Below are 20,495 nucleotides of genomic sequence, written 5' to 3'. Positions count from 1 at the left end.
TGCGTTGCAGAAGAGGGTGTAGAAAATGGTTGATCGTGTTGATGTAAGTTCAGTTCTGATGCAGATGCGACAGGTAAAAGATCAGTTGCGTTCGCAGAATGAAATGGCCAGCCAGGGAGTGCGACCAAATGCTGAAATGGACGCCGTTGCACGGATCTCTAAGCAAGCCGAGCAAGCAACCAGCATTAACGAAGTCAGTGGTGATAATACGGTCCCTGATTTCCAGTCCATGTTTAAAAATGCCATCGATAATGTGAATGAAAATCAGCAGACGGCTGCACAGCTGGCAACACGGTTTGAACAGGGCGATCCTTCCATTGATCTGCCAGAGGTCATGATTGCTCTGCAGAAATCCAGCGTTTCTTTTCAGGCGATGACACAGGTTCGTAACAAACTTGTCGAGGCCTATAAAGACATCATGAACATGCCTGTATAACGAGCTGAGCTATGGAAAACGTACCCGCACAAGCAGGCGCCGGCGCTGATGGCGCTAATGCAAACGCTCAGGAACCACAGGCAAGTAGCACGAATACTGGTGCCGAAGGCCTAAGCGAGAATAGTGCTCCGACATCCGGACATCCTCTGCTCGCTGGATTCAGCAGCCTGCCAATGACGCGTCAGGTGATGGCGATTGGTGGTATCGCACTGGTCGTAGCCATTGGTATTGCGGTCATGATCTGGTCAGGCGAACCCACCTACAAGCCTCTGATTCACCGCATGCAGGATCACAACGCTCAGGACATTGTCGAGATCCTGAATCGTGAGGGTATTCCCTTTCAGATCGACCCGACGACCCAGGTGCTAATGGTCGAAGCAGGCGATGTGCATCAGGCAAGAATGAAACTCGCTGCGGCCAGCCTGATCGATGATAAAACCGTCGGGCTGGAAGTGCTTGAGCAGGACAGCGCGCTCGGTACCAGTCAGTTTATTGAAAATGCACGCTATCGCCGCGGTCTGGAAGGTGAACTTGCACGTACGGTTGCCAGTGTTAAATCGGTGCGCAATGCCCGTGTTCATCTGGCGATTCCCCGTCAGTCGGTGTTTGTACGTGATCAACGTAAGCCCCGTGCATCGGTATTTGTAGAGTTATATCCCGGCAGTAACCTGAGTAAAGATCAGGTAGAGGCCGTTGTGAATCTGGTCGCAACCAGTGTCAGTGAAATGGATCGGTCTGATGTGTCAGTGGTTGATCAGCACGGCAATCTGCTGTCGAAAATTGAAGATGACACGGAAGAAATGCTGGCAGCCCGCCAGCTGGAATATCGCGAGAAAGTTGAGTCGTCTATTTCTGACGCGGTGAATAATATTCTTCAGCCGGTGCTGGGCTCTGCGAACTACAAAGCGGAAGTGTCGGCAGACATCGACTTTACGATCAGAGAAGAAAGCTCTGAACTCTTTAATCCTGATTTGATTGCACTGCGCAGTGAGCAGGTCATCGACGAAGAAAACATGTCAGAGGCTGGTGGCGGCATTCCTGGTGCGCTTTCTAACCAGCCTCCGCCAGAAGCAGCTGCTCCGGAAGAAGCTATTGGCACGGGTGCCGGCGGTGCGGGTGCGGCAGGTAAGCGTCGCTCAGAAGCAACTCGCAATTACGAGGTCGATCGTACACTGAGCTATCGCCAGCATTCGGTCGGTGATATCCGTCGCCTGACCGTTGCGGTAGTAATTAACGACAAAGCGGTGCTTGATGCGGATGGGAACACCACGACGCAGCCATGGACTGTGGATGACCTGCAACGCCTGGAAACGCTGGTAAAAGATGCCGTGGGCTTTAATGCAGCCCGCGGAGACAGTGTAAACGTTATTAACTCTCCATTTATGGGCGACGACGCACTGACGCTGGGTGAACCTGATATCTGGACTCAGCCGTGGTTCTGGGAGCTGGTAAAACAGGTGCTGGCGGGATTGTTTGTTCTGATCCTTATCTTCGGTGTTATCCGTCCTACTATTAAGAGCATTACAAATAAAGGTCGGGAAGAAAGTGACTTACTGCTCGATGAGCTTGAAGATGCTGAAGCCGGTCTGGATGATGATAAGGTGACACTGGCGGGTATGGATGAATATCTCCTGCCCGGTGCGTCAGAAAGTTATGAGCGTCAGCTGGATGCCTTGAAGGGCCTGATCGCAGAAGATCCGGCCCGGGTCGCTCAGGTAGTTATTCAGTGGGTAAATGACGATGCCTGAAAATACGATGCCCGAAGCGGGTAATGCACTAGCCAACCTGAATCGCACTGAACGTGCTGCGATTCTGTTGATGTCTCTTGGTGAAAAAGACGCCGCAGAAATCCTGAAACACATGGGCCCGAAAGAAGTGCAGCGTGTGGGTTCGGCCATGGCCACTCTGACCAGTGTGAATCAGACACAGGTTGAAGGTGTGGTATCAGAGTTCCTTGATGCTGTCAGTGGTCAGACCGGTATGGGGCTCGGCGCTGATGATTACATTCGTAATATGCTGACTCAGGCTCTGGGTCAGGATAAAGCGGGCGCGCTTATTGACCGGATTCTCCTTGGCGGTAACACCACAGGTCTGGATTCATTGAAGTGGATGGAACCGCGTCAGGTAGCCGACCTGATCCGCCACGAGCACCCTCAGATTCAGGCCATTGTTGTGTCGTATCTGGACGCTGACCAGTCGGCGGAAGTGTTGTCTCTGTTTGATGAGAAAGTTGTCCTCGACATCATCATGCGTGTTGCTTCGCTTGAGGCTGTTCAGCCAGCCGCATTGCAGGAACTCAACGATATTCTCGAACGCCAGTTTTCTGGCAAAGCAGGCACGCAGACCACGACTATGGGTGGTATCAAATGTGCTGCCAGCATTGTTAACTTCGTGGACAGCACGATTGCTTCTGAACTGCTTGAGCAGATCAAAGAAGTCGACGAAGACCTGGGTACTCAGATCGAAGACCTTATGTTTGTCTTCGATAACCTCGTTGACGTTGATGACCGGGGTATTCAGACGCTGCTACGCGAAGTGTCGACCGACCTGCTGGTGCTGGCATTGAAAGGGGCCGATCCGGGCGTTCAGGAAAAGATTTTCAAGAACATGTCCAAGCGTGCTGCCGAGCTGTTGCGTGATGACCTGGATGCGAAAGGGCCGGTTAAACTCAGTGACGTTGAAGGCGCTCAGAAAGAGATTCTTACCATTGCCCGTCGTCTGGCGGATGCCGGTGAAATTATGCTGGGTGGTGGTGGTGAGGCCATGGTGTAACCCATGACCGACCTGAAGAAACGCGACGCGCCAATTCCCGCTGAAAGTGCGGAAGAGGCGCGCCCGTGGCGACTCCCTTTCTGGACTGAACCACCGGTTCACACTGTTGAGCGAGAGCCCGATCCGGACGCAGAGAAGGTGGATGCAGAATCCGCCGACGACAACTCCCCACCTAATTTCCCGACCGCCGAAGAACTGGAAGCGATTCGCCGGGAAGCCTACAACGCGGGTTTAGAGCAGGGCCTGGTTGAAGGGCGTCAGCAGGGCCATAAAGACGGCTACGATGCTGGTTTCGCCGAAGGACAGGCGGATGGTCAGGCTAAAGGCTTTGATGCTGGTAAAAAAGAAGGTTCGACTGCGGGCTTTCAGGAAGGCAAAGCACTGGGCAGTCAGGAAGTCACTGACGAGGCGCAGCGTCTGCGTCAGATTAATGCAACGCTGACCGCAGCATTAAAAGAGCGTGACGCCGAATTGCCAGAAGTCATGCTGATGCTTCTTACCCGGCTCGCCGAACAGGTGCTTGAGCACGAATTGAATTCTGGGGCCGACAGCATCGCGCAGTTTGTCGACAAGGCCATTGCGGCGTTGCCATCGGGTGAGACTCTGGCGAAGGTTTACGTTTCCGAAGCCGACTCTGAATTACTGGCATCGCATTCTGTAGCGAATAAACTGCTCGTCGATAAGACGCTGAATGCGGGTGAGTGCCGTGTTGAAAGTGAAAATACTCTGGTTGAGTATTCAGTCAGTGAAAGTCTTCAGCAAACAATCGTCGCACTGGCGAGTAAGTTACTGACGGCGTCTGACGGCTATCCGGATGACGCTTCCGGTGAGTCTGCGCTGATTGATGTGCCAGAGGATACCAGCTCAGAAGATGTACCGGATGACTACGATGACACTGAAGAGCCCATTCAGGACGACGTTCAGCAGCCGGAGGCATCAACATCAGAAGCTCTGAAGTCTGAAACTCAGCAGCCCGAAACTCAGCAGTCCGAAACTCAGCAGTCCGAAGCTGAGCAGCCTGTCGAAGCTGAGCCCCCTGAAACTGAAAACGGCTCAGGCTCAGAACAGAGCACAGAGCAAAACACACAAACAGACACAACTCCGGATTCAACGACGGAGGAATCAGACGATGACTCTGAGCAGCCGTTGGCGTGATATAGCACCCGAGGCGGTATATCAACCGCGCACATCCGGTCGTCTTGTGCGCATGGTCGGCCTTACGCTCGAGGCTATCGGTATCGATGTTCGCACAGGCGATCGCTGCCGTGTAGAACGTCCGGGCGGCGGTGATGTTGAGGCAGAAGTTGTCGGTTTTGATGGCCAGCGTATTTTCCTGATGCCGATTGAGCAGGTCGATGGTCTGCGTCCAGGCGCGCGCGTCTGGCCGTTGCAAGGCAGTGCGGATGTGCCGGTTGGGTTCTCTCTTCTGGGGCGGGTGGTTGACGGTGCTGGTCGGCCACTGGATCTCGACGGCCCTTTGTTAAATACTGAATCAGGCAATTTACAGGGGCGCTATATCAACCCACTGCACCGCGCGCCCATTCGAGAAACGCTGGATGTCGGTATCCGCGCCATTAATTCCATGCTGACGGTCGGGCGTGGTCAGCGTATCGGTTTGTTCGCGGGTTCCGGGGTCGGTAAAAGTGTGCTTCTCGGTATGATGACTCGCTTTACCAACGCTGATGTCGTTGTCGTCGGACTGATCGGTGAGCGTGGCCGTGAGGTTAAAGAGTTCATTGACGAAATTCTCGGGCCAGAAGGGCTCAAACGTGCCGTTGTGATTGCGTCACCAGCCGATGACTCGCCGTTAATGCGCCTGAGAGCCGCCATGTATACGACCTCGGTTGCTGAGTTCTTTCGGGATCAGGGACTGAACGTTCTTATGCTCATGGATTCACTGACGCGTTATGCACAAGCGCAGCGAGAGATCGCTCTTGCCGTGGGTGAACCTCCAGCCACGAAAGGCTACCCACCTTCGGTATTTAATAAATTACCTAAATTGGTTGAACGCACGGGGAACGGCCAGCAAGGTGGCGGGTCTATTACGGCGTTCTATACGGTATTGAGTGAAGGCGACGATATGCAGGACCCGATCGCCGACGCCAGCCGGGCAATTCTTGATGGTCATATCGTCCTGTCCAGAAAGTTGGCAGAAGAGGGGCATTACCCAGCGATTGATGTCGAGGCTTCCGTCAGCCGTGTGATGCCTCAGGTTGTCGACGAAGGCTGGCTACAGCAAGCGCAGCTGTGCCGACGCCTTATGGCGCATTACCGTCAGAACCAGGATCTCGTCGCTGTTGGGGCGTATCAGGCTGGCACCGACCAGGTGTTGGATGTTGCAATTGATCGTATGCCTCAGATTAAAGCGATGCTCAGGCAAGGGCTGACCGAAGGTGCGGATATTGCGAACAGCCGGAAGGCCCTCAATGATCTGTTTCCGGGTACCGATAAGTGACCTACCAGCACCCTCGCTCCAAACGATTGGCCGTTGTTCTTAACCTTAAGCGAAGAGAAGAAAAAGAAGCGCTGCAGCGCTGGGGCGATATTGAGCAGCGTCTGACCGCCGAAAAAGACAAACGAACGCAGCTGGACACGTACGCTCAGGAATATCGACGCCAGATTACCAGCCCAGCTGACCAGAGTGTTGCTGCCGGACAAATACACAACTCTCTCGAATTTATTGGTCAGATAGAAACTGCTCTGGCGCAGCAGGACAACCAACTCAAGGAACTTGAGGCACTCAGTCAGCGTGCACGGGACGCCTATTTAGAGGTTCATCATAAAGCCGATGCGATGGAAAGTATGATCGATAAGCTCGAAGAAGAACATAAGCTGTCTATCAGTCGTGCTGAGCAGCGTGAAGCGGACGAGTGGGCAAACCGTCGTCGCTGATTATCCAAATCCTATATTTCTTGACTTTCATACCTTCATTCATTGATCTACAAAAAAAACGACACATCGTGTGGCAGCTCACAGATTGCCTACTAATCTTAAGGTCATGTCCATGACCGGAATGAAACCATGACCGACACCAGCCCAGTTAACTGCGGTAGTCGTCTGAGCATTGATCAGGCTGAAGCGCTCCTGGAGAAGCTTGAAACTGCTGTTCAGGCGGGAGGGGATGTTGTTCTTGATGGCAGTGAAGTGCAGTACTCGGATACAGCGGGTTACCAGCTTCTGATCAGCCTCCGAAAAACACTGGAAACTACGGGAAACAGCATTCAATGGCATGCGGTCTCTGACAATATCCGGGAGATAACGGGCTACCTTGGCCTCAAGCAGGCGATAAACCTGCCAGATTAATTATTCGTTTACTAAGAGGGAGTACTCCTATGACGAGTATTTTAGCGGTCGATGATTCGGCATCCATGCGTCAGATGGTGAGCTTCACACTGAAAGGTGCGGGCTTTGACGTACGCGAAGCGACTGACGGTGTGGAGGCGCTAGAAATCGCTAAAACTGAGAGCTTTGACCTGGTGCTGACTGACGTAAATATGCCAAATATGAATGGCATTGAGTTGGTTAAGAACCTTCGTCAACTCGATAACTACAAGTTTACTCCAATGTTAATGCTCACCACCGAATCCGCAGGTGACATGAAAATGCAGGGTAAACAGGCTGGTGCTACCGGCTGGATTGTGAAGCCGTTTAATCCGGATCAATTGCTGAGTACGATCAAGCGCGTTCTGGGGTAAGCACATGAGTGTCGATCTGTCGCAATTCCATCAGGTGTTTTTCGAAGAAAGTTTCGAAGGCCTCGACATAATGGAAAGTGAGCTGCTGGATATGGACCCGGCAGATGTTGATGACGAAACCGTTAACAATATCTTCCGTGCCGCTCATTCCATTAAAGGTGGTGCCGGCACATTCGGTTTTATGCCGGTGTCCGAGTTCACTCACGTTCTCGAAACCTTACTGGATGAAATACGCTCCGGAAAGCGCTCTATGGAGCCTCGCTATGTCGACCTGTTTTTGCAGTCGGTCGATTGCCTGCGCGGCATGTTATCCGATATGCAGGAAGGTAACGATCCAGAGACAGAGCGACCGGCAGAACTCCGTAAAGAATTTGAAGTTATTCTCGGCATGGAGCAGGAAAGCGCTCCAGAAGAGGCTGCTTCAGAGCCTGATGAAAAAGATGGCGGCTGGTTGATTGACGTTCAACCGCATACCGACCTTCTGATGACGGGTAACGAACCCTTCCGTATGTTCCGTGAATTACGCGAACTGGTCGGGGAAGACAATTTTGAAGTCACTGCCGATATAGACAGCGTCCCTGAACTGAGCAGTCTGGCACCGGAAGAGTGTGTCATGAACTGGCAGATTAAAGTCACTACTTCAGTTCCACTCGATGATATTAAAGCGATTTTTGAATGGGTAGAAGACGAGTGTGATCTGACGTACTCGCCGTTGGTGGGTACTTCCGAAGTAGAAGCAGAGAGTAGTGCTGTAGATGCTACCGGAACACCTGCTGCTGGACAATTACCTGAGGCAGCCGCAGTTGCGTCACCTGAAAAAACTGCGGTTGTGGCTGAGGCTCAGAAATCCGCGAAGCCGGCAAAAGCTCCGAAGAAGGCCGCCGAAAGCTCATCGATCCGTGTGTCTATCGATAAAGTAGACAGCCTGATCAATATGGTCGGTGAGTTGGTGATTACCCAGTCGATGCTGGGTCAGCTTGGACAGGACTTTGATCTGAGCCGCCTTGCAAAACTGCAGGAAGGCTTGTCTCAGCTGGAACAGAATACGCGCGAACTGCAGGAAAGCGTCATGAAAATACGCATGATGCCGATCAGTTTTGCCTTCAGTCGCTTCCCGCGCCTGGTGCGGGATCTGGGTGGTCAGCTCGGTAAGAAAGTGATTCTCGAAACCATCGGCGAGCAGACTGAACTAGACAAAACGGTGATGGAAAAAATCAACGATCCTCTCGTACACCTCGTTCGTAACTCAATGGATCACGGACTTGAGACAACAGAAAAGCGTATCGCTGCCGGTAAATCTGAAGAGGGTACCATCACCCTGAATGCGTACCACCAGGGCGGAAATATCGTTATTGAAGTCGCGGATGACGGCGCTGGCCTGAACGAAGACCGGATTCTGAAAAAAGCGATCGAAAAAGGTCTGGTACCAGAGAATAACAGCCTTACTCCAGAGGAAATACACAACCTTATTTTCCTGCCAGGGTTCTCAACAGCAGAAGCGGTGAGCGATATTTCTGGCCGTGGTGTTGGTATGGATGTGGTACGTAGGAATATCCAGGCGCTGAATGGCAGTATTGAAGTCAAGTCTCAGCGTAACGTGGGTTCTACCTTCATTATTCGCTTACCACTGACACTCGCCATTCTCGATGGACAACTCGTTAAGGTCTGTGAAGAAACGTATATCTTCCCGCTGGTATCGATTGTTGAATCCATCCAGATTCACAGGTCTTCACTGAATCATGTCACTGGCAGCCAGTACGTCATGCAGTTGCGTGATGAATATATTCCGATTGTAAGACTCGACCAGATCTTTGGTCTGCGTGATGACAAAGATGTTGTCGATGAAATGATGCTGGTGGTTGTTGAAGGCGATAACGAAAAAATCGGCATCGTGGTCGATGATCTTCTGGGCCAGCAGCAGGTTGTTATTAAGAGTCTTGAACAGAATTATCAGAAAGTGTCCGGTATTTCGGGCGCCACAATTCTGGGTGATGGAACCGTTGCTTTAATTATCGACATTTCCAGTATCGGTAAAAATATTGTTCCTGTTAAACGAAACCAGAACCGCTCTGAACGAGCTGCATGAGGTCCGGGATGGAAGAGCTTAAGAAAGAGATAGTTTTGCCTGAAGGTGACATCGGTGACGAGCAGCAATACCTGACGTTCATCATGTCAGGTGAAGAGTACGGTGTAGATATTCTGGCAGTACAGGAGATTCGGGGCTGGGAAGAACCCACTCTTATTCCTAACGCACCATCCTACATTCGCGGTGTGATCAATCTTCGCGGCACCATCGTGCCCATCATGGATTTACGCCTGAGATTTGGCCTTGAAGAGGCCGGTTATACCGCGACGACTGTTGTCATTATCTTAAAGTTTGATAGCGGTAATGGGGAGCGGGTGATGGGGATCGTCGTTGATGCCGTATCTGATGTTTATACCATTGCTGACGATGATACCCGTCGTCCTCCGGAGCTGACCGAGGACGATAATTCAGATTTTATTAAAGGTCTGGTGAACGTAAACGAGAAGATGGTCATTCTGCTCGATGTAGAAGAGCTACTGATGCTACGCATGGGTATGGCTGCAACTCCTTATTCTATTGATGAAGATTAACTGCCGTAAGGTATTTGCCTGAAGAAGGTACAGGAAGGTAACTATGAGCTTTTTCCGCAATATCATTTCCGGTGGCGCAGCCATCGACCCTAATAAAATCCGTGAAATGGAAGGGAAGCTGGCTGCGATTGAGAAAAGTCAGGCTTCTATCGAATTTAAGCCGGACGGAACGATTGTCACAGCAAATCAGAATTTTCTGGATGCGATGGGCTACCGTCTGGAAGAAATACAAGGCCAGCACCACAGTATTTTTGTGTCGGCTAAGTACGCTAAAACGCCAGAATACGCGGCCTTCTGGAATTCTCTGGCACGCGGAGATTTTCAGACGGCGGAGTTTGAGCGCTTTAACAAAGCAGGCGAGAGTATCTGGATTCAGGCGACGTATAACCCAATCTTTGATGAAACCGGCAAAGTGGTGAAGGTTATTAAGTACGCAACCGACATTACAGAGCAGAAACGTCGGAATATTGATTACGCGGGCAAAGTAGAAGCCATCAGTCGTGCCCAGGCCATGATTGAGTTTACGCCAGAGGGTGAGATCCTGACCGCGAACGATAATTTCCTGAATACCTTGGGTTATCAGCTTAGTGAGATTCAGGGGAAGCATCATCGCATGTTCGTAAAACCAGAGTATGCAAACAGCCCTGAATACGCAGAATTCTGGAAGAAGCTTGGCCAAGGTGAGTTCAGTGCCGATGAATTTGAGCGTGTTGCGAAAGATGGCACCTCTGTCTGGATTCAGGCGACTTATAACCCCATCCTTAATGATGATGGGGATGTTGTTAAAGTCGTGAAATTTGCCTCAGACATCACCGAGCAGAAAGCCAGGGCTGCGCTGAACGAGAAAAATGCACAGATTGCCAGCGCACTGAAGTTGTGCCAGGCAACCGTGATGATGGCAGATAATGATCTCAATATCGTTTATATGAACGATGAGATGGTTAAAATGCTTCAGAATCGCGAAGCAGATATCCAGAAGCATCTCAGTAACTTCAAAGTGTCGGAGTTAATCGGCACTAACGTCGATAGCTTTCATAAAAAGCCGTCGCATCAGCGTGGCATTCTTAAGGCTCTTGATAAGCCCATTGAAACCCAGCTTTCATTCGATGATGTTAAGTTCGATCTGACCGCATCGCCATGGTACGACGCAGATGGTAATCGCATCGGCACCGTGGTTGAGTGGGTTGATATGACCGATATTCTCAAGGCTCGGGAAGAAGAAAAGCGTATTTCAGACGAGAACCTTCGGGTACGCCAGGCTCTCGACTCTGTCAGCACGAATGCCATGATTGCGGACACTGACGGCAACATCATCTATATGAACGAAGCCGTTGAAAATATGATGAAGAATTCTGAAGCGGATCTGCGTAAAGATCTGCCTTCATTTAATGCCTCGGCCTTAATGGGCGCGAATATCGATACATTCCATAAGAACCCTGCGCATCAGCGCTCTATGCTGGCCGCCTTAACACAGACCTATAAAACTCAGATTGAAGTCGGCGGCCGTCACTATGCGTTGATCGCTAACCCAATTATTAACGACAGTAATGAGCGTTTGGGGACGGTGGTTGAGTGGACTGACCGAACTATCGAAGTCCGCGCTGAGCGTGAAATCGATGCCATTGTTGAGGCAGCCGCAGGCGGTGATCTGTCCCGTCGTATCGATACGATCGGTAAACAAGGTTTCTTCCTTGGTCTGGCAGAAGGGCTTAACCGCCTTCTTGGTATTGCCGATGACGTGGTTAATGACACCGTGCGTATCTTTGATGCACTGGCGCATGGCAATCTGACCCGCAAAATCGAAACTGATTACATGGGGTCATTTGGCAAGCTCAAGCAGGACGCCAACTCAACGGTTGAGCGCCTGACTGAAATAATGACCCGTATCCGTGAGTCTGCATCGACCGTTGCTACCGGTGCCAGTGAAATCGCTCAGGGCAATGCGGATCTGAGTAAGCGTACTGAGTCGCAGGCATCCAGCCTGGAAGAAACGGCTTCCAGTATGGAAGAAATGACTAGTGCAGTGAAGCAGACCAGTGAAAACTCGGTACATGCCAATGAGCTGGCAAGTTCTGCGAAGAACAAAGCCGAAGAAGGTGGTGAGGTTGTCGAGAAAGCCGTCACTGCGATGGATGAAATTAATCAGGCCAGTAAGAAGATCTCAGACATTATCGGTGTGATTGATGAAATCGCCTTCCAGACGAATCTGCTGGCATTGAATGCTGCTGTAGAGGCGGCGCGTGCAGGTGAGCAGGGCCGTGGATTTGCGGTTGTGGCAGGTGAAGTCCGGAATCTGGCTCAGCGCTCAGCTGGTGCTGCGAAAGAGATCAAGGATCTGATCCGCGACAGTGTGGATAAGGTTGAAGCAGGGACGTCTCTGGTGAATGCATCGGGTAAAACCCTGAATGAAATTATCGGCGCAGTTGATCGTGTATCAGCTATGATCCAGGAAATCAGTACTGCGGCTGCTGAGCAGTCTGCGGGTATTGATCAGGTGAACAGCGCGGTTGCCCAGATGGATGAAATGACGCAGCAGAACGCTGCTCTGGTTGAGCAGGCAACGGCGGCGGGTGAGGCCATGGCCGGTCAGGCTCAGGGAATGACCCAGTTAATGGAATTCTTCACAGTTGATGCATCTTTCGCCTCCGGGTCTATGTCGATGGATGCACCCGTTGCGGCAGCACCTGCTCCAGCTGCTGCTCCAAAGGTGGCACCTGCTCCATCTGCGTCAGCTGCCGACCAGGGGGGATTGTCGGTGAGTAACTTTGACGACGACTGGGAAGAGTTTTGATCAGGTATGAACGCACATGTGTCTGATAAGCCACTGTTAGCCGACAAAGAGTTTTTAATGACAGAGCGCGATTTTGACGAAATCGCCGCTCTTGCTCTTAAGCATACAGGGATTGTTCTGGGCCGTCATAAAGCAAATATGGTGTATGGACGTATCGCTCGCAGGCTGCGTCAGACGGGGTACCGGAACTTTGCTGATTATCTGGAGTACCTGAAAGACAACTTTCGGGATGAATCGACTAATTTCATCAACTTAATTACAACCAATCTGACGTCTTTTTACCGGGAGTCGCATCACTTTGATTTCTTAAGAGATACGGTCATTCCGGAATTGAAGAAAAAATCAGATAAGAAGGTGAGAATCTGGTCTTCTGGTTGTTCCATCGGACAAGAGGCGTACACCATCGCCTTCACTCTGGCTGAAGCGCATATGGCTTCAGCGTTTGACGTGAAAATCCTGGCGACTGATCTGGATTCTAACGTCGTCAGTACGGGCGCTGAGGGAGTCTACTCTGCAGACAGTCTGATGTCTGTGCCAGATGATGCTGTCGAAAAATTCTTTGAAAAGAACCGGACTGGTAACCAGGTCCGCGTGAGAAAGAGCATACGTGATCTCGTGCATTTTAAACGTCTGAACCTCCTGGAAGGTTGGCCAATGAAAGGCAAATTCGACGTTATTTTTTGCCGTAATGTCGTGATTTATTTCAATCGAGAAACTCAGAAAACCCTGTTCAATCGCTATGCTGATTATCTACCGGTAGGGGGCTATCTGATCATAGGTCACTCAGAATCACTGAACGGTCTTACAGACCGCTTCAAGTCGCTGGGTAATACCATATACCAGAAAATTTACTAAGGGATCTGCCTATGCATCAGCGCCCACCCGAACCGAAACCTCTCAGTGGTTTTGAGCATGTCGCGCGATACTGGGACGGGGTTCACAACACCTGGGCCGCCAAAATTCTTCCCGGTGAACTATACGTTTCGACACAAGGAGAGATGATTGCGACCGTTTTAGGGTCTTGTGTCTCAGCGTGTATTCGTGATCGTAAGCTGGGAATCGGCGGAATGAACCACTTTATGCTTCCGGAGCAGAGTGAGCACTCCAGTGATGTCTGGGGGTCCAACCCGGTGACTCAGAACTCACGTTACGGTACCTGGGCGATGGAATTTCTGATCAACGAAATACTCAAGCGCGGTGGGCGACGACAGAACCTTGAAGTGAAGCTATTCGGTGGCGGCCAGATGATTGCGTCTATGAGTGATATTGGTCAGCGGAATATTCTGTTTGTGTACAACTACCTGCGAAATGAAGGGCTTGAGATCGCCAGTGCAGACGTTGGCGATGTCTACGCACGTAAGGTTCTGTACTTCCCTGACACAGGGTCGGTGAAAATGCGCCGTATCTCTAACGTTAAGAACGATACATTGATGAAACGTGAAACCGAATACAGCCGCAAAGTTAAGATGGAAGATATGGAGCAGGGAGACAGCGGTATTGATCTTTTTTGAGGGGAACGTGTATGAGTAAAATTAAAGTCCTGATCATTGATGATTCCGCTCTTATTCGAAAAATGCTGCGTGAAGTGTTTGATAGTACCGACGATATAGATGTCGTCGGTGTGGCCAGTGATCCATTAATAGCCCGGGATAAAATTAAGCAGTTGAATCCGGATGTCATCACGCTTGACGTAGAAATGCCGAGAATGGATGGGTTGCAGTTTCTCAGCAACCTGATGCGCCTTCGACCCATGCCGGTAGTGATGGTATCGACTCTTACCGAAAAAGGGGCGCCAGAGACGCTTGAAGCCCTGGAAATGGGCGCGGTTGATTACATCTGTAAGCCCAAAGCACAAAGCCCAGACGAGTTTTACGAATTTGCAGAAGCACTATGTGATAAAGTCCGGATTGCTTCGCAGGCGCGTGTCGTTGCCGTTGAAACGACAAGAAGCCAGAAAACGACACGAGTTGTGACACGTGAAACGAATGATAACTATCGGCGAATCGTCGCCGTTGGGTCCTCTACAGGTGGGACTGAGGCGATTTCAGAGGTTCTTTCGTCGCTACCGGTGAACTGCCCTCCTATTGTTGTCAGTCAGCATATTCCTGAGGTGTTCAGTGCCTCGCTGGCGAAACGCCTGGATAACCTCTATCCGATGGAAGTGCTTGAAGCGAGAAATGATCTTGAAGTGATTCCTGGCCGGGTGATTATTGCTCAGGGCGGGCGTCATCTGCGCTTCAGGCGGAAGGGCGATCAGCTGTTTACCATCGTGGACGATGGCCCGAAACAGAATCTCCATAAACCTTCGGTTGAGGCAATGTTTGATTCATTGCTACAGGTTGCGGGTGGTAAGCGCCTGGTGGCTGTGATGCTGACGGGTATGGGGGCTGATGGCGCAGTTGCCATGAAGCGGCTTCATGACGCTGGTGCCCTGACCATGGCGCAGGATGAGGCATCTTCTGTTGTCTGGGGAATGCCCAGAGCTGCTTACGAGCTGGGCGCCGTGGATGAACTGATTCCTTTGACAGGAATTGCGTCAGAAATGATTAAAAAAGCGCGTTTGTTATGACCACTTTCTGTGGCTTGTGCTAAACCTAATGTACGGGATTTTTTTCAGGAGATAGTCGCATGTCAGTACGTGCATCATTGGCAGGTAACGGCCAGGAACTGGTTATTCAGGTAGACGGACGGTTTGATTTCAGTGCTCATCAGGAATTCCGTGATGCGTATGAAAGTGCTTCGCAGGTGCGGAAATATATTGTCGACCTGGGCGGTGCTACTTACCTCGACAGCTCAGCTTTGGGTATGCTGCTTCTGCTGCGCGATCATGCGGGAGGCGATCACTCTGAAATTTCAATTACGAACTGCAACGACGATGTTCGTAAGATATTAGCGATTTCTAACTTCGAGCAACTTTTCACTATTCAGTAACAGGTAATCATGACCGCTTATAAGGTCCTGATCGCGGACGATAACAGCGTTGACCGCAAGGTGTTATCGCGAGTAGTCCGCAACCAGGGAAACGAAGTAATAGAAGCAACAAATGGATTTGAAGCGGTAGATATCTTCACGGAGCATCGCCCTGATATTGTTTTGATGGACGTAATGATGCCCGGCCTCAACGGAAAAGAGGCCACCCGCCAGATCAAATCCATAGCCGAAGAAGATTTCGTTCCGGTGATTTTCCTGACGTCGCTGTCGGATGCCCAGAGTCTTGCCGACTGTCTCGAATCAGGTGGCGACGACTTTCTGACCAAGCCGTATAATCATGTTGTCCTTCAGGCAAAAATAGATTCCTATCATCGCATGTCGGAGATGCATCGAACGCTGTTGAATCAGCGTGATGAAATCGCCCGGGTCAACCGCCACATGTTGCAGGAGCAGCGAGTGGCAAAGGCGGTATACGATAACGTCGCTCATGCAGGCTGCCTGACGTCCCCCAATATTAGGTACGAACTTTCTCCGCTGGCTGTTTTCAATGGCGATGTTCTGTTGGCCGCGCGTAAGCCGGGTGGTGGTATGCATGTACTGCTCGGGGACTTTACCGGGCACGGCCTTCCGGCTGCGATTGGTGCTATGCCTATGGCGGATATCTTTTACGGTATGACCGCAAAAGGCTTTGGTCTGCGTGAAGTACTTCGTGAAATTAACCAGAAATTGAAAAGTATTCTGCCCGTAGGCTTCTTCTGCTGCGCTGCTGCCGTTGACCTGGCTCCCGATAGGCAGGCAGCCAGTGTCTGGATGGGGGGCGTACCTGACTGCTATCTGCTACGTAACGATGGAGAGAGGATCGAGACATTGTCTTCTCGCCATCTACCTCTCGGTGTGATGTCTGCCGACAAGTTCAATGATCAGATGACTGAATTTCCAATGGCGAACGGTGATCGTTTATTTCTCTGGTCGGACGGCATTATCGAAGCGCGTAATTCCGATGGCGAAATGTTTGGGCAGGAAAGGCTGATAAATGTTGTACGCGATTCGGCTCATGCCAGCGATGTCTATGATGATATTCAGCGCGCAGTAGATGAGTTTGTCGACGGTTCAGAGCAGGATGACGACACGACACTGATCGAAGTGGTCATGGATGATGCGCTTCGCGAAGATAATGAAAGCGGGGTCACAAAAGCCGGTATATCCCAGGGGCCACGCGACTGGAGTATGGAATATCGCCTTGAAGCTTCGACCTTGAAGTCGTTCAACCCAGTGCCGCTGATGAATCATATAATGATGGAGGTTCCGGGGTTACGGGCGATTGGCGGGCAGTTGTACACTGTTGTTGCAGAGTTATTTTCAAACGCCTTTGAACATGGTGTGTTAGGTCTACAATCTTCAATGAAGCAGTCTCCGGATGGATTCATAGAATATTACCGTCAGAGAGAGAAGCGTGTCGCTGAGCTTGAGGAAGGTTTTGTCCGCATTAATATGCACCATACCGGAGTCGGTGAGAGTGGCACTCTGACGCTGACCCTCGAAGACAGCGGTGATGGTTTTGATTACAAGCGCCATGATAGAGAGGAAGGCAGCGGCAACAATTACTCGGGCAGAGGCATTCCCCTTATTGAAAGCATCTGTGATTCGATTGAATATCGCGGCAAAGGTAACGAAGTATCTGTAGTCATTCACTGGCCACTGGAACAGGCGACATGATTGATATTGAGTCGCTGAACATGCTTAAGGACATCATGGAAGAGGAGTTTCAACCTCTTATTGAATTGTATATCCGCGATAGCGACAGACGTTTCCCGGAGATGCGCATGGCACTTAGTGAGGGGGATTGTGAAAGCGTCCGGATGACGGTGCATAGTCTCAAGGGCGCGAGCAGCAATGTCTGCGCGGTTGATTTAGCAGAGCAGGCATATACTGTAGAAAAAATGGCGATCGATGGTGCTCTGGACCAACTCCCTGGTGCGATAGATGCGCTGGAGCAGTCTTACCAGCAGGTGCGTCAACAATTGAACACTCTTGTTTAACTTCCCGAAGTCACGTCGATCATAAAACTGGCCCACCTTTTGCGATATCCCTGGTAACCCAGATAACAGGAGACCGGGATGAACCCTTCTCTTCCAAACAGTCCGATGGCATCACTTCTGATGTCGCTTGGCGGAAATATCGACTTTAAAGACCTGAAACTCAGTGGTGACGGGGCCTCTGGCTTAAGTGACTTCTCAAGTCTGCTTGATCAGATGCAGCTTCAACCGCTGGATACAGAAAAAACTGGCGGCATACCTTCGGCCCTGGCGGCAATCTCAGAGGGGCAAAATCTGCCGCTGGACTTGCCGCTCGGTTTATCAGGCGACAAGGACACCGCATTGTCGGGGGAAAGCCTCTCGCTTCTCTCTACTGGTGAGCCTGTTGATACATCAGGCCAGGAGCTGATGGGCGACACCCTGATGGCTCAGATTCAGAAAGGAAAAGACATTTCAGTGCGTTACGCCGATACAGAAGTGGCGTCAGGCGGTCATATAGCTGAAGACTTTGACGGTGCTGATCTTGATGCATCGGCTAATGTTACACTAGCCACGCCTTCGGATCGTGTGACAGATACTGCTTCACCGCTTGCGGCCGCGACTGTCTCGCCGATGGCGAATGCGATACGTAGCCAGAACTCTGGCGAGATGCGCCAGCAGAGTGATCAGAGAGCCACAGGCAAATCCCAACTAACAGCCGCGGCTGCTAATCCCACTGAATCAGTTTCAGAAGACGCTGAGGGTGAACTGGTCAGTGATGTGTTTAAACCCGTGACCGCTGATGACACACGCCCGGAAACGTCCGGTTTCAGAGAGAGCCTGCTGAATAATCAGGGAAGCTCACCAACAGTACAAACCACTGCAGCGCCAGTATCGACTCAGGGGCAGCCAGCCGCAGCAACGACAGCCGCGGCCGCTAATGCAGACCTGGTTAACGCTGAAAGCACTGGCGAAGAAGTCGCTTCAGAGGATTACACTTTTGAAGAAGGCTTTGAGCAGAAGCTCCAGCGTCAGTTCCGGGAGCGACTGGAATTTGGGCAGGACCGTAGGGAGTGGACGCCAGCGTTAGGTGCTCGTTTGGTGACTATGGTCGCGAACGATGTTCAGCAGGCGCGTATTCAGCTTGACCCTCCTGAGTTGGGCAGTCTCGAAATTCGTATGCAGGTACAGAATGATCAAGCCAGTGTTCAGGTGTCTGCACAGAGTCACCAGGTGAAAGATGTACTCGACAACAGTGCCCAGCGGCTGCGGGATGCACTTGCTGCTGAGGGTATTGAGTTGAGTGAATTCAGTGTTTCTGCCGACAGTGGTGGTCAAGGTAGGGACGGTGCTTCTGATAACTCTGACGGCTCAAATGCGGGTTTTGCTGGCGGATCTGGCGCTGAAGGGGAGGAGGTAGTCGGTATAAATCAGGCGCATACACCGGCCCCTGATTCTTTACTGGATACATTCGCTTAACCAGATTGGTCAGGCCTGCAGTGTTTGCGTCAGGCCTGACATTCCCATTCTCTCTATAGCTAACTGAGACTCCGGCCCATCGGCCTCTTCGCGTCCTCTGTTTGATTGGCCAATTCCATCGGCCGCCACAGCAATTTACTTCTACACTGAAGTCAGACTTATCGTGGGGTTTGATGTCATTTTTTTGGCGAAAAAACGTGGCACAAGCTTTGCAGATTTGACTTCATACAGGAGATTTCCGAATGGCAAAAGAACAGGACCTTAAGCTGGAAGGTCAGGAAGGCGAAGAAGAGCAGTCGGGTGGTGGTAAGAAAAAGCTCATTATCATCATCGCCATCGTCCTGATCGTTTTACTGGCGGGGGGCGGTGCAGCAGCCTTCTTCTTACTCGGTGGCGAAGAGGAAGAGGTCACTGACGAAGAAGTGGTCGAAGAGGTCGTTGAAGAGCCTGAACTTGTTGCGGTGTACGTCAAGTTGAAACCAGAATTCGTCATCAGCTTTCAGGTCGGTACGCGTCAGAGATACGTACAGGCAAGCATCGAAATTATGACGCGTCAGCAGTCCATCGTAGATGCTCTTGAGTTGCACGAGCCCATGGTGAGAAACGAGGTGATCAATATTGTCAGCCGCCAGGAGTTTGCGAAATTACGAACAGCCGAAGGACGGGTTGCTCTGCAAAATGCGTTGAAAAGCGCGATCACGGAAATGATGGAACGGGAAGCAGGCTCTGACGGTGTCGAAGCTGTGCTGTTTACCAACTTTGTAATGCAGTAGGAATTAAGTGTGCAGGATTTACTGTCGCAAGATGAAATTGATGCCTTATTGCATGGTGTAGACGACGGCGACATTGGCCCCGAAGAAGAGGTCGATGCGGCCGGAATCAAATCCTACGATCTTACCAGCAACGACCGTATCGTCCGCGGACGTATGCCAACGCTGGAAATGATCAATGAGCGATTTGCACGTTACACCCGCATCAGCATGTTTAATTTTCTGCGTCGCAGCGCTGATGTCGCTTCTGGCGGTGTACAGATTATGAAATTTGGTGAGTACATACACACCTTGTATGTACCAACCAGTCTGAATCTTGTGAAAATGCGCCCATTGCGCGGCACCGCATTATTTATTTTGGACGCCAAACTCGTTTTTAAACTGGTGGATAACTTTTTTGGCGGAGATGGGCGTCACGCAAAGATTGAAGGGCGTGAATTTACGCCGACAGAGGTTCGGGTTGTTCAGTTGATTCTGACGCAGGTATTCAACGACATGATGGAAGCCTGGTCGCCGGTGATTCCTGTTGAGTTTGAATACGTGGGGTCGGAAGTAAATCCAGCCATGGCGAATATCGTCAGTCCAAGCGAAGTCGTAGTTGTCAGTACCTTCCATATTGAGCTTGATGGCGGTGGTGGTGACCTCCACCTGACTATCCCTTATTCGATGATTGAACCGATGCGTGAGGTTCTTGACGCTGGATTCCAGAGTGACGTGGACGACGTTGATGAGCGTTGGCAACAGTCGCTCCGTGAGGACATCCTTGAGGCTCCCGTCGATATACACGGAACGCTGGCGCAGCGCGATATTACATTACGAGAAGTTGCCGCATTAAAAACCGGCGATGTCATACCGATTGAAATCCCCGAAGACTTTGTATTGGAAGCGAATGGCGTTCCTATCTTCACCGGGAAAATGGGCATATCCAATGAGAATCTGGCTGTCAAAATTAAAGAACAGATTTCTCACAGAAAACGCTGACAGGAGCAG

20 protein-coding genes are annotated in these 20,495 nt (G+C 50.9%); all 20 read left to right on the top strand.

Annotated elements, in window-relative coordinates:
• Window positions 1-25: 25 nt before the first annotated feature.
• A complete protein-coding gene (gene fliE, locus B3007_RS07635) occupies window positions 26-436 on the top strand; it encodes a flagellar hook-basal body complex protein FliE (RefSeq protein WP_297532837.1) in 411 nt (136 codons plus the stop codon).
• A gap of 11 nt (window positions 437-447) precedes the next feature.
• Window positions 448-2,184: a flagellar basal-body MS-ring/collar protein FliF gene (gene fliF / locus B3007_RS07630; protein WP_301378880.1), complete on the top strand. Its 1,737-nt coding sequence runs from the start codon at window positions 448-450 to the stop codon at window positions 2,182-2,184.
• 7 nt (window positions 2,185-2,191) lie between these two features.
• The gene (gene fliG / locus B3007_RS07625; RefSeq protein ID WP_068436148.1) at window positions 2,192-3,208 is read left to right on the top strand and encodes a flagellar motor switch protein FliG; all 1,017 of its coding nucleotides are present in this window, start codon (window positions 2,192-2,194) and stop codon (window positions 3,206-3,208) included.
• Window positions 3,209-3,211: 3 nt separating this feature from the next.
• Window positions 3,212-4,363 (top strand): FliH/SctL family protein, encoded by a 1,152-nt coding sequence (locus tag B3007_RS07620; RefSeq protein ID WP_297532841.1) that lies wholly within the window; start codon window positions 3,212-3,214, stop codon window positions 4,361-4,363.
• Complete coding sequence (fliI, locus tag B3007_RS07615; RefSeq protein ID WP_076514935.1) at window positions 4,338-5,663, top strand: flagellar protein export ATPase FliI; 1,326 nt, start codon at window positions 4,338-4,340, stop codon at window positions 5,661-5,663. The genes B3007_RS07620 and fliI overlap by 26 nt, the downstream gene beginning before the upstream one ends.
• Window positions 5,660-6,100: a flagellar export protein FliJ gene (gene fliJ / locus B3007_RS07610; RefSeq protein WP_076514934.1), complete on the top strand. Its 441-nt coding sequence runs from the start codon at window positions 5,660-5,662 to the stop codon at window positions 6,098-6,100. Before fliI ends, fliJ begins: the two co-directional genes overlap by 4 nt.
• A 129-nt stretch (window positions 6,101-6,229) precedes the next feature.
• Complete coding sequence (locus B3007_RS07605) at window positions 6,230-6,511, top strand: STAS domain-containing protein (RefSeq protein WP_301378883.1); 282 nt, start codon at window positions 6,230-6,232, stop codon at window positions 6,509-6,511.
• A gap of 29 nt (window positions 6,512-6,540) precedes the next feature.
• Window positions 6,541-6,903, top strand: a complete 363-nt coding sequence (locus tag B3007_RS07600; protein WP_068436128.1) for a response regulator — start codon at window positions 6,541-6,543, stop codon at window positions 6,901-6,903.
• Window positions 6,904-6,907: 4 nt separating this feature from the next.
• On the top strand, window positions 6,908-8,989 hold the full coding sequence (locus B3007_RS07595; protein ID WP_301378885.1) for a chemotaxis protein CheA: 2,082 nt from the start codon (window positions 6,908-6,910) through the stop codon (window positions 8,987-8,989).
• Window positions 8,990-8,997: 8 nt separating this feature from the next.
• Window positions 8,998-9,519 (top strand): chemotaxis protein CheW, encoded by a 522-nt coding sequence (locus B3007_RS07590; RefSeq protein ID WP_273091282.1) that lies wholly within the window; start codon window positions 8,998-9,000, stop codon window positions 9,517-9,519.
• Between the two features lie 43 nt (window positions 9,520-9,562).
• Entirely contained in the window at window positions 9,563-12,310 is a 2,748-nt protein-coding gene (locus B3007_RS07585; protein WP_301378887.1) for a methyl-accepting chemotaxis protein, read from the top strand.
• Window positions 12,311-12,328: 18 nt separating this feature from the next.
• Window positions 12,329-13,165 carry a CheR family methyltransferase gene (locus B3007_RS07580; RefSeq protein WP_301390996.1) on the top strand — a complete coding sequence of 279 codons (837 nt, stop codon included), beginning with the start codon at window positions 12,329-12,331 and terminating at the stop codon, window positions 13,163-13,165.
• Window positions 13,166-13,176: 11 nt separating this feature from the next.
• Window positions 13,177-13,821 carry a chemoreceptor glutamine deamidase CheD gene (gene cheD, locus B3007_RS07575; protein ID WP_301378889.1) on the top strand — a complete coding sequence of 215 codons (645 nt, stop codon included), beginning with the start codon at window positions 13,177-13,179 and terminating at the stop codon, window positions 13,819-13,821.
• An 11-nt stretch (window positions 13,822-13,832) separates the two neighbouring features.
• Complete coding sequence (locus B3007_RS07570; RefSeq protein ID WP_297532859.1) at window positions 13,833-14,879, top strand: protein-glutamate methylesterase/protein-glutamine glutaminase; 1,047 nt, start codon at window positions 13,833-13,835, stop codon at window positions 14,877-14,879.
• A 59-nt stretch (window positions 14,880-14,938) separates the two neighbouring features.
• Window positions 14,939-15,241 (top strand): STAS domain-containing protein, encoded by a 303-nt coding sequence (locus tag B3007_RS07565; protein WP_068438777.1) that lies wholly within the window; start codon window positions 14,939-14,941, stop codon window positions 15,239-15,241.
• Between the two features lie 9 nt (window positions 15,242-15,250).
• Window positions 15,251-16,957 (top strand): ATP-binding SpoIIE family protein phosphatase, encoded by a 1,707-nt coding sequence (locus tag B3007_RS07560; RefSeq protein ID WP_301378891.1) that lies wholly within the window; start codon window positions 15,251-15,253, stop codon window positions 16,955-16,957.
• Window positions 16,954-17,280: an Hpt domain-containing protein gene (locus B3007_RS07555; RefSeq protein WP_301378893.1), complete on the top strand. Its 327-nt coding sequence runs from the start codon at window positions 16,954-16,956 to the stop codon at window positions 17,278-17,280. The genes B3007_RS07560 and B3007_RS07555 overlap by 4 nt, the downstream gene beginning before the upstream one ends.
• A 78-nt stretch (window positions 17,281-17,358) precedes the next feature.
• Window positions 17,359-18,735 carry a flagellar hook-length control protein FliK gene (locus B3007_RS07550; protein WP_301378895.1) on the top strand — a complete coding sequence of 459 codons (1,377 nt, stop codon included), beginning with the start codon at window positions 17,359-17,361 and terminating at the stop codon, window positions 18,733-18,735.
• A gap of 242 nt (window positions 18,736-18,977) precedes the next feature.
• Window positions 18,978-19,508, top strand: coding sequence for a flagellar basal body-associated FliL family protein (locus B3007_RS07545; RefSeq protein WP_301378897.1), 531 nt, complete (start codon window positions 18,978-18,980; stop codon window positions 19,506-19,508).
• A gap of 9 nt (window positions 19,509-19,517) precedes the next feature.
• Entirely contained in the window at window positions 19,518-20,486 is a 969-nt protein-coding gene (gene fliM, locus B3007_RS07540) for a flagellar motor switch protein FliM (RefSeq protein WP_301378899.1), read from the top strand.
• The last annotated feature ends 9 nt before the right edge of the window (window positions 20,487-20,495 follow it).

The organism is Thalassolituus sp. UBA675 (assembly GCF_002297765.1).
Lineage (GTDB): Bacteria > Pseudomonadota > Gammaproteobacteria > Pseudomonadales > Oceanobacteraceae > Thalassolituus.
Note: the sequence above shows the minus strand (reverse complement) of the source record. Positions and strands in the feature narration are given on the sequence as shown.

Excerpts from the sequence above, each read along its gene's own strand:
- fliE (WP_297532837.1), top strand. The coding sequence starts at position 26 with ATGGTTGATCGTGTTGATGTAAGTTCAGTTCTGATGCAGATGCGACAG.
- fliF (WP_301378880.1), top strand. The coding sequence starts at position 448 with ATGGAAAACGTACCCGCACAAGCAGGCGCCGGCGCTGATGGCGCTAAT.
- fliG (WP_068436148.1), top strand. The coding sequence starts at position 2,192 with ATGCCCGAAGCGGGTAATGCACTAGCCAACCTGAATCGCACTGAACGT.
- B3007_RS07620 (WP_297532841.1), top strand. The coding sequence starts at position 3,212 with ATGACCGACCTGAAGAAACGCGACGCGCCAATTCCCGCTGAAAGTGCG.
- fliI (WP_076514935.1), top strand. The coding sequence starts at position 4,338 with ATGACTCTGAGCAGCCGTTGGCGTGATATAGCACCCGAGGCGGTATAT.
- B3007_RS07605 (WP_301378883.1), top strand. The coding sequence starts at position 6,230 with ATGACCGACACCAGCCCAGTTAACTGCGGTAGTCGTCTGAGCATTGAT.
- B3007_RS07600 (WP_068436128.1), top strand. The coding sequence starts at position 6,541 with ATGACGAGTATTTTAGCGGTCGATGATTCGGCATCCATGCGTCAGATG.
- B3007_RS07595 (WP_301378885.1), top strand. The coding sequence starts at position 6,908 with ATGAGTGTCGATCTGTCGCAATTCCATCAGGTGTTTTTCGAAGAAAGT.
- B3007_RS07590 (WP_273091282.1), top strand. The coding sequence starts at position 8,998 with ATGGAAGAGCTTAAGAAAGAGATAGTTTTGCCTGAAGGTGACATCGGT.
- B3007_RS07585 (WP_301378887.1), top strand. The coding sequence starts at position 9,563 with ATGAGCTTTTTCCGCAATATCATTTCCGGTGGCGCAGCCATCGACCCT.
- cheD (WP_301378889.1), top strand. The coding sequence starts at position 13,177 with ATGCATCAGCGCCCACCCGAACCGAAACCTCTCAGTGGTTTTGAGCAT.
- B3007_RS07570 (WP_297532859.1), top strand. The coding sequence starts at position 13,833 with ATGAGTAAAATTAAAGTCCTGATCATTGATGATTCCGCTCTTATTCGA.
- B3007_RS07565 (WP_068438777.1), top strand. The coding sequence starts at position 14,939 with ATGTCAGTACGTGCATCATTGGCAGGTAACGGCCAGGAACTGGTTATT.
- B3007_RS07560 (WP_301378891.1), top strand. The coding sequence starts at position 15,251 with ATGACCGCTTATAAGGTCCTGATCGCGGACGATAACAGCGTTGACCGC.
- B3007_RS07555 (WP_301378893.1), top strand. The coding sequence starts at position 16,954 with ATGATTGATATTGAGTCGCTGAACATGCTTAAGGACATCATGGAAGAG.
- B3007_RS07550 (WP_301378895.1), top strand. The coding sequence starts at position 17,359 with ATGAACCCTTCTCTTCCAAACAGTCCGATGGCATCACTTCTGATGTCG.
- B3007_RS07545 (WP_301378897.1), top strand. The coding sequence starts at position 18,978 with ATGGCAAAAGAACAGGACCTTAAGCTGGAAGGTCAGGAAGGCGAAGAA.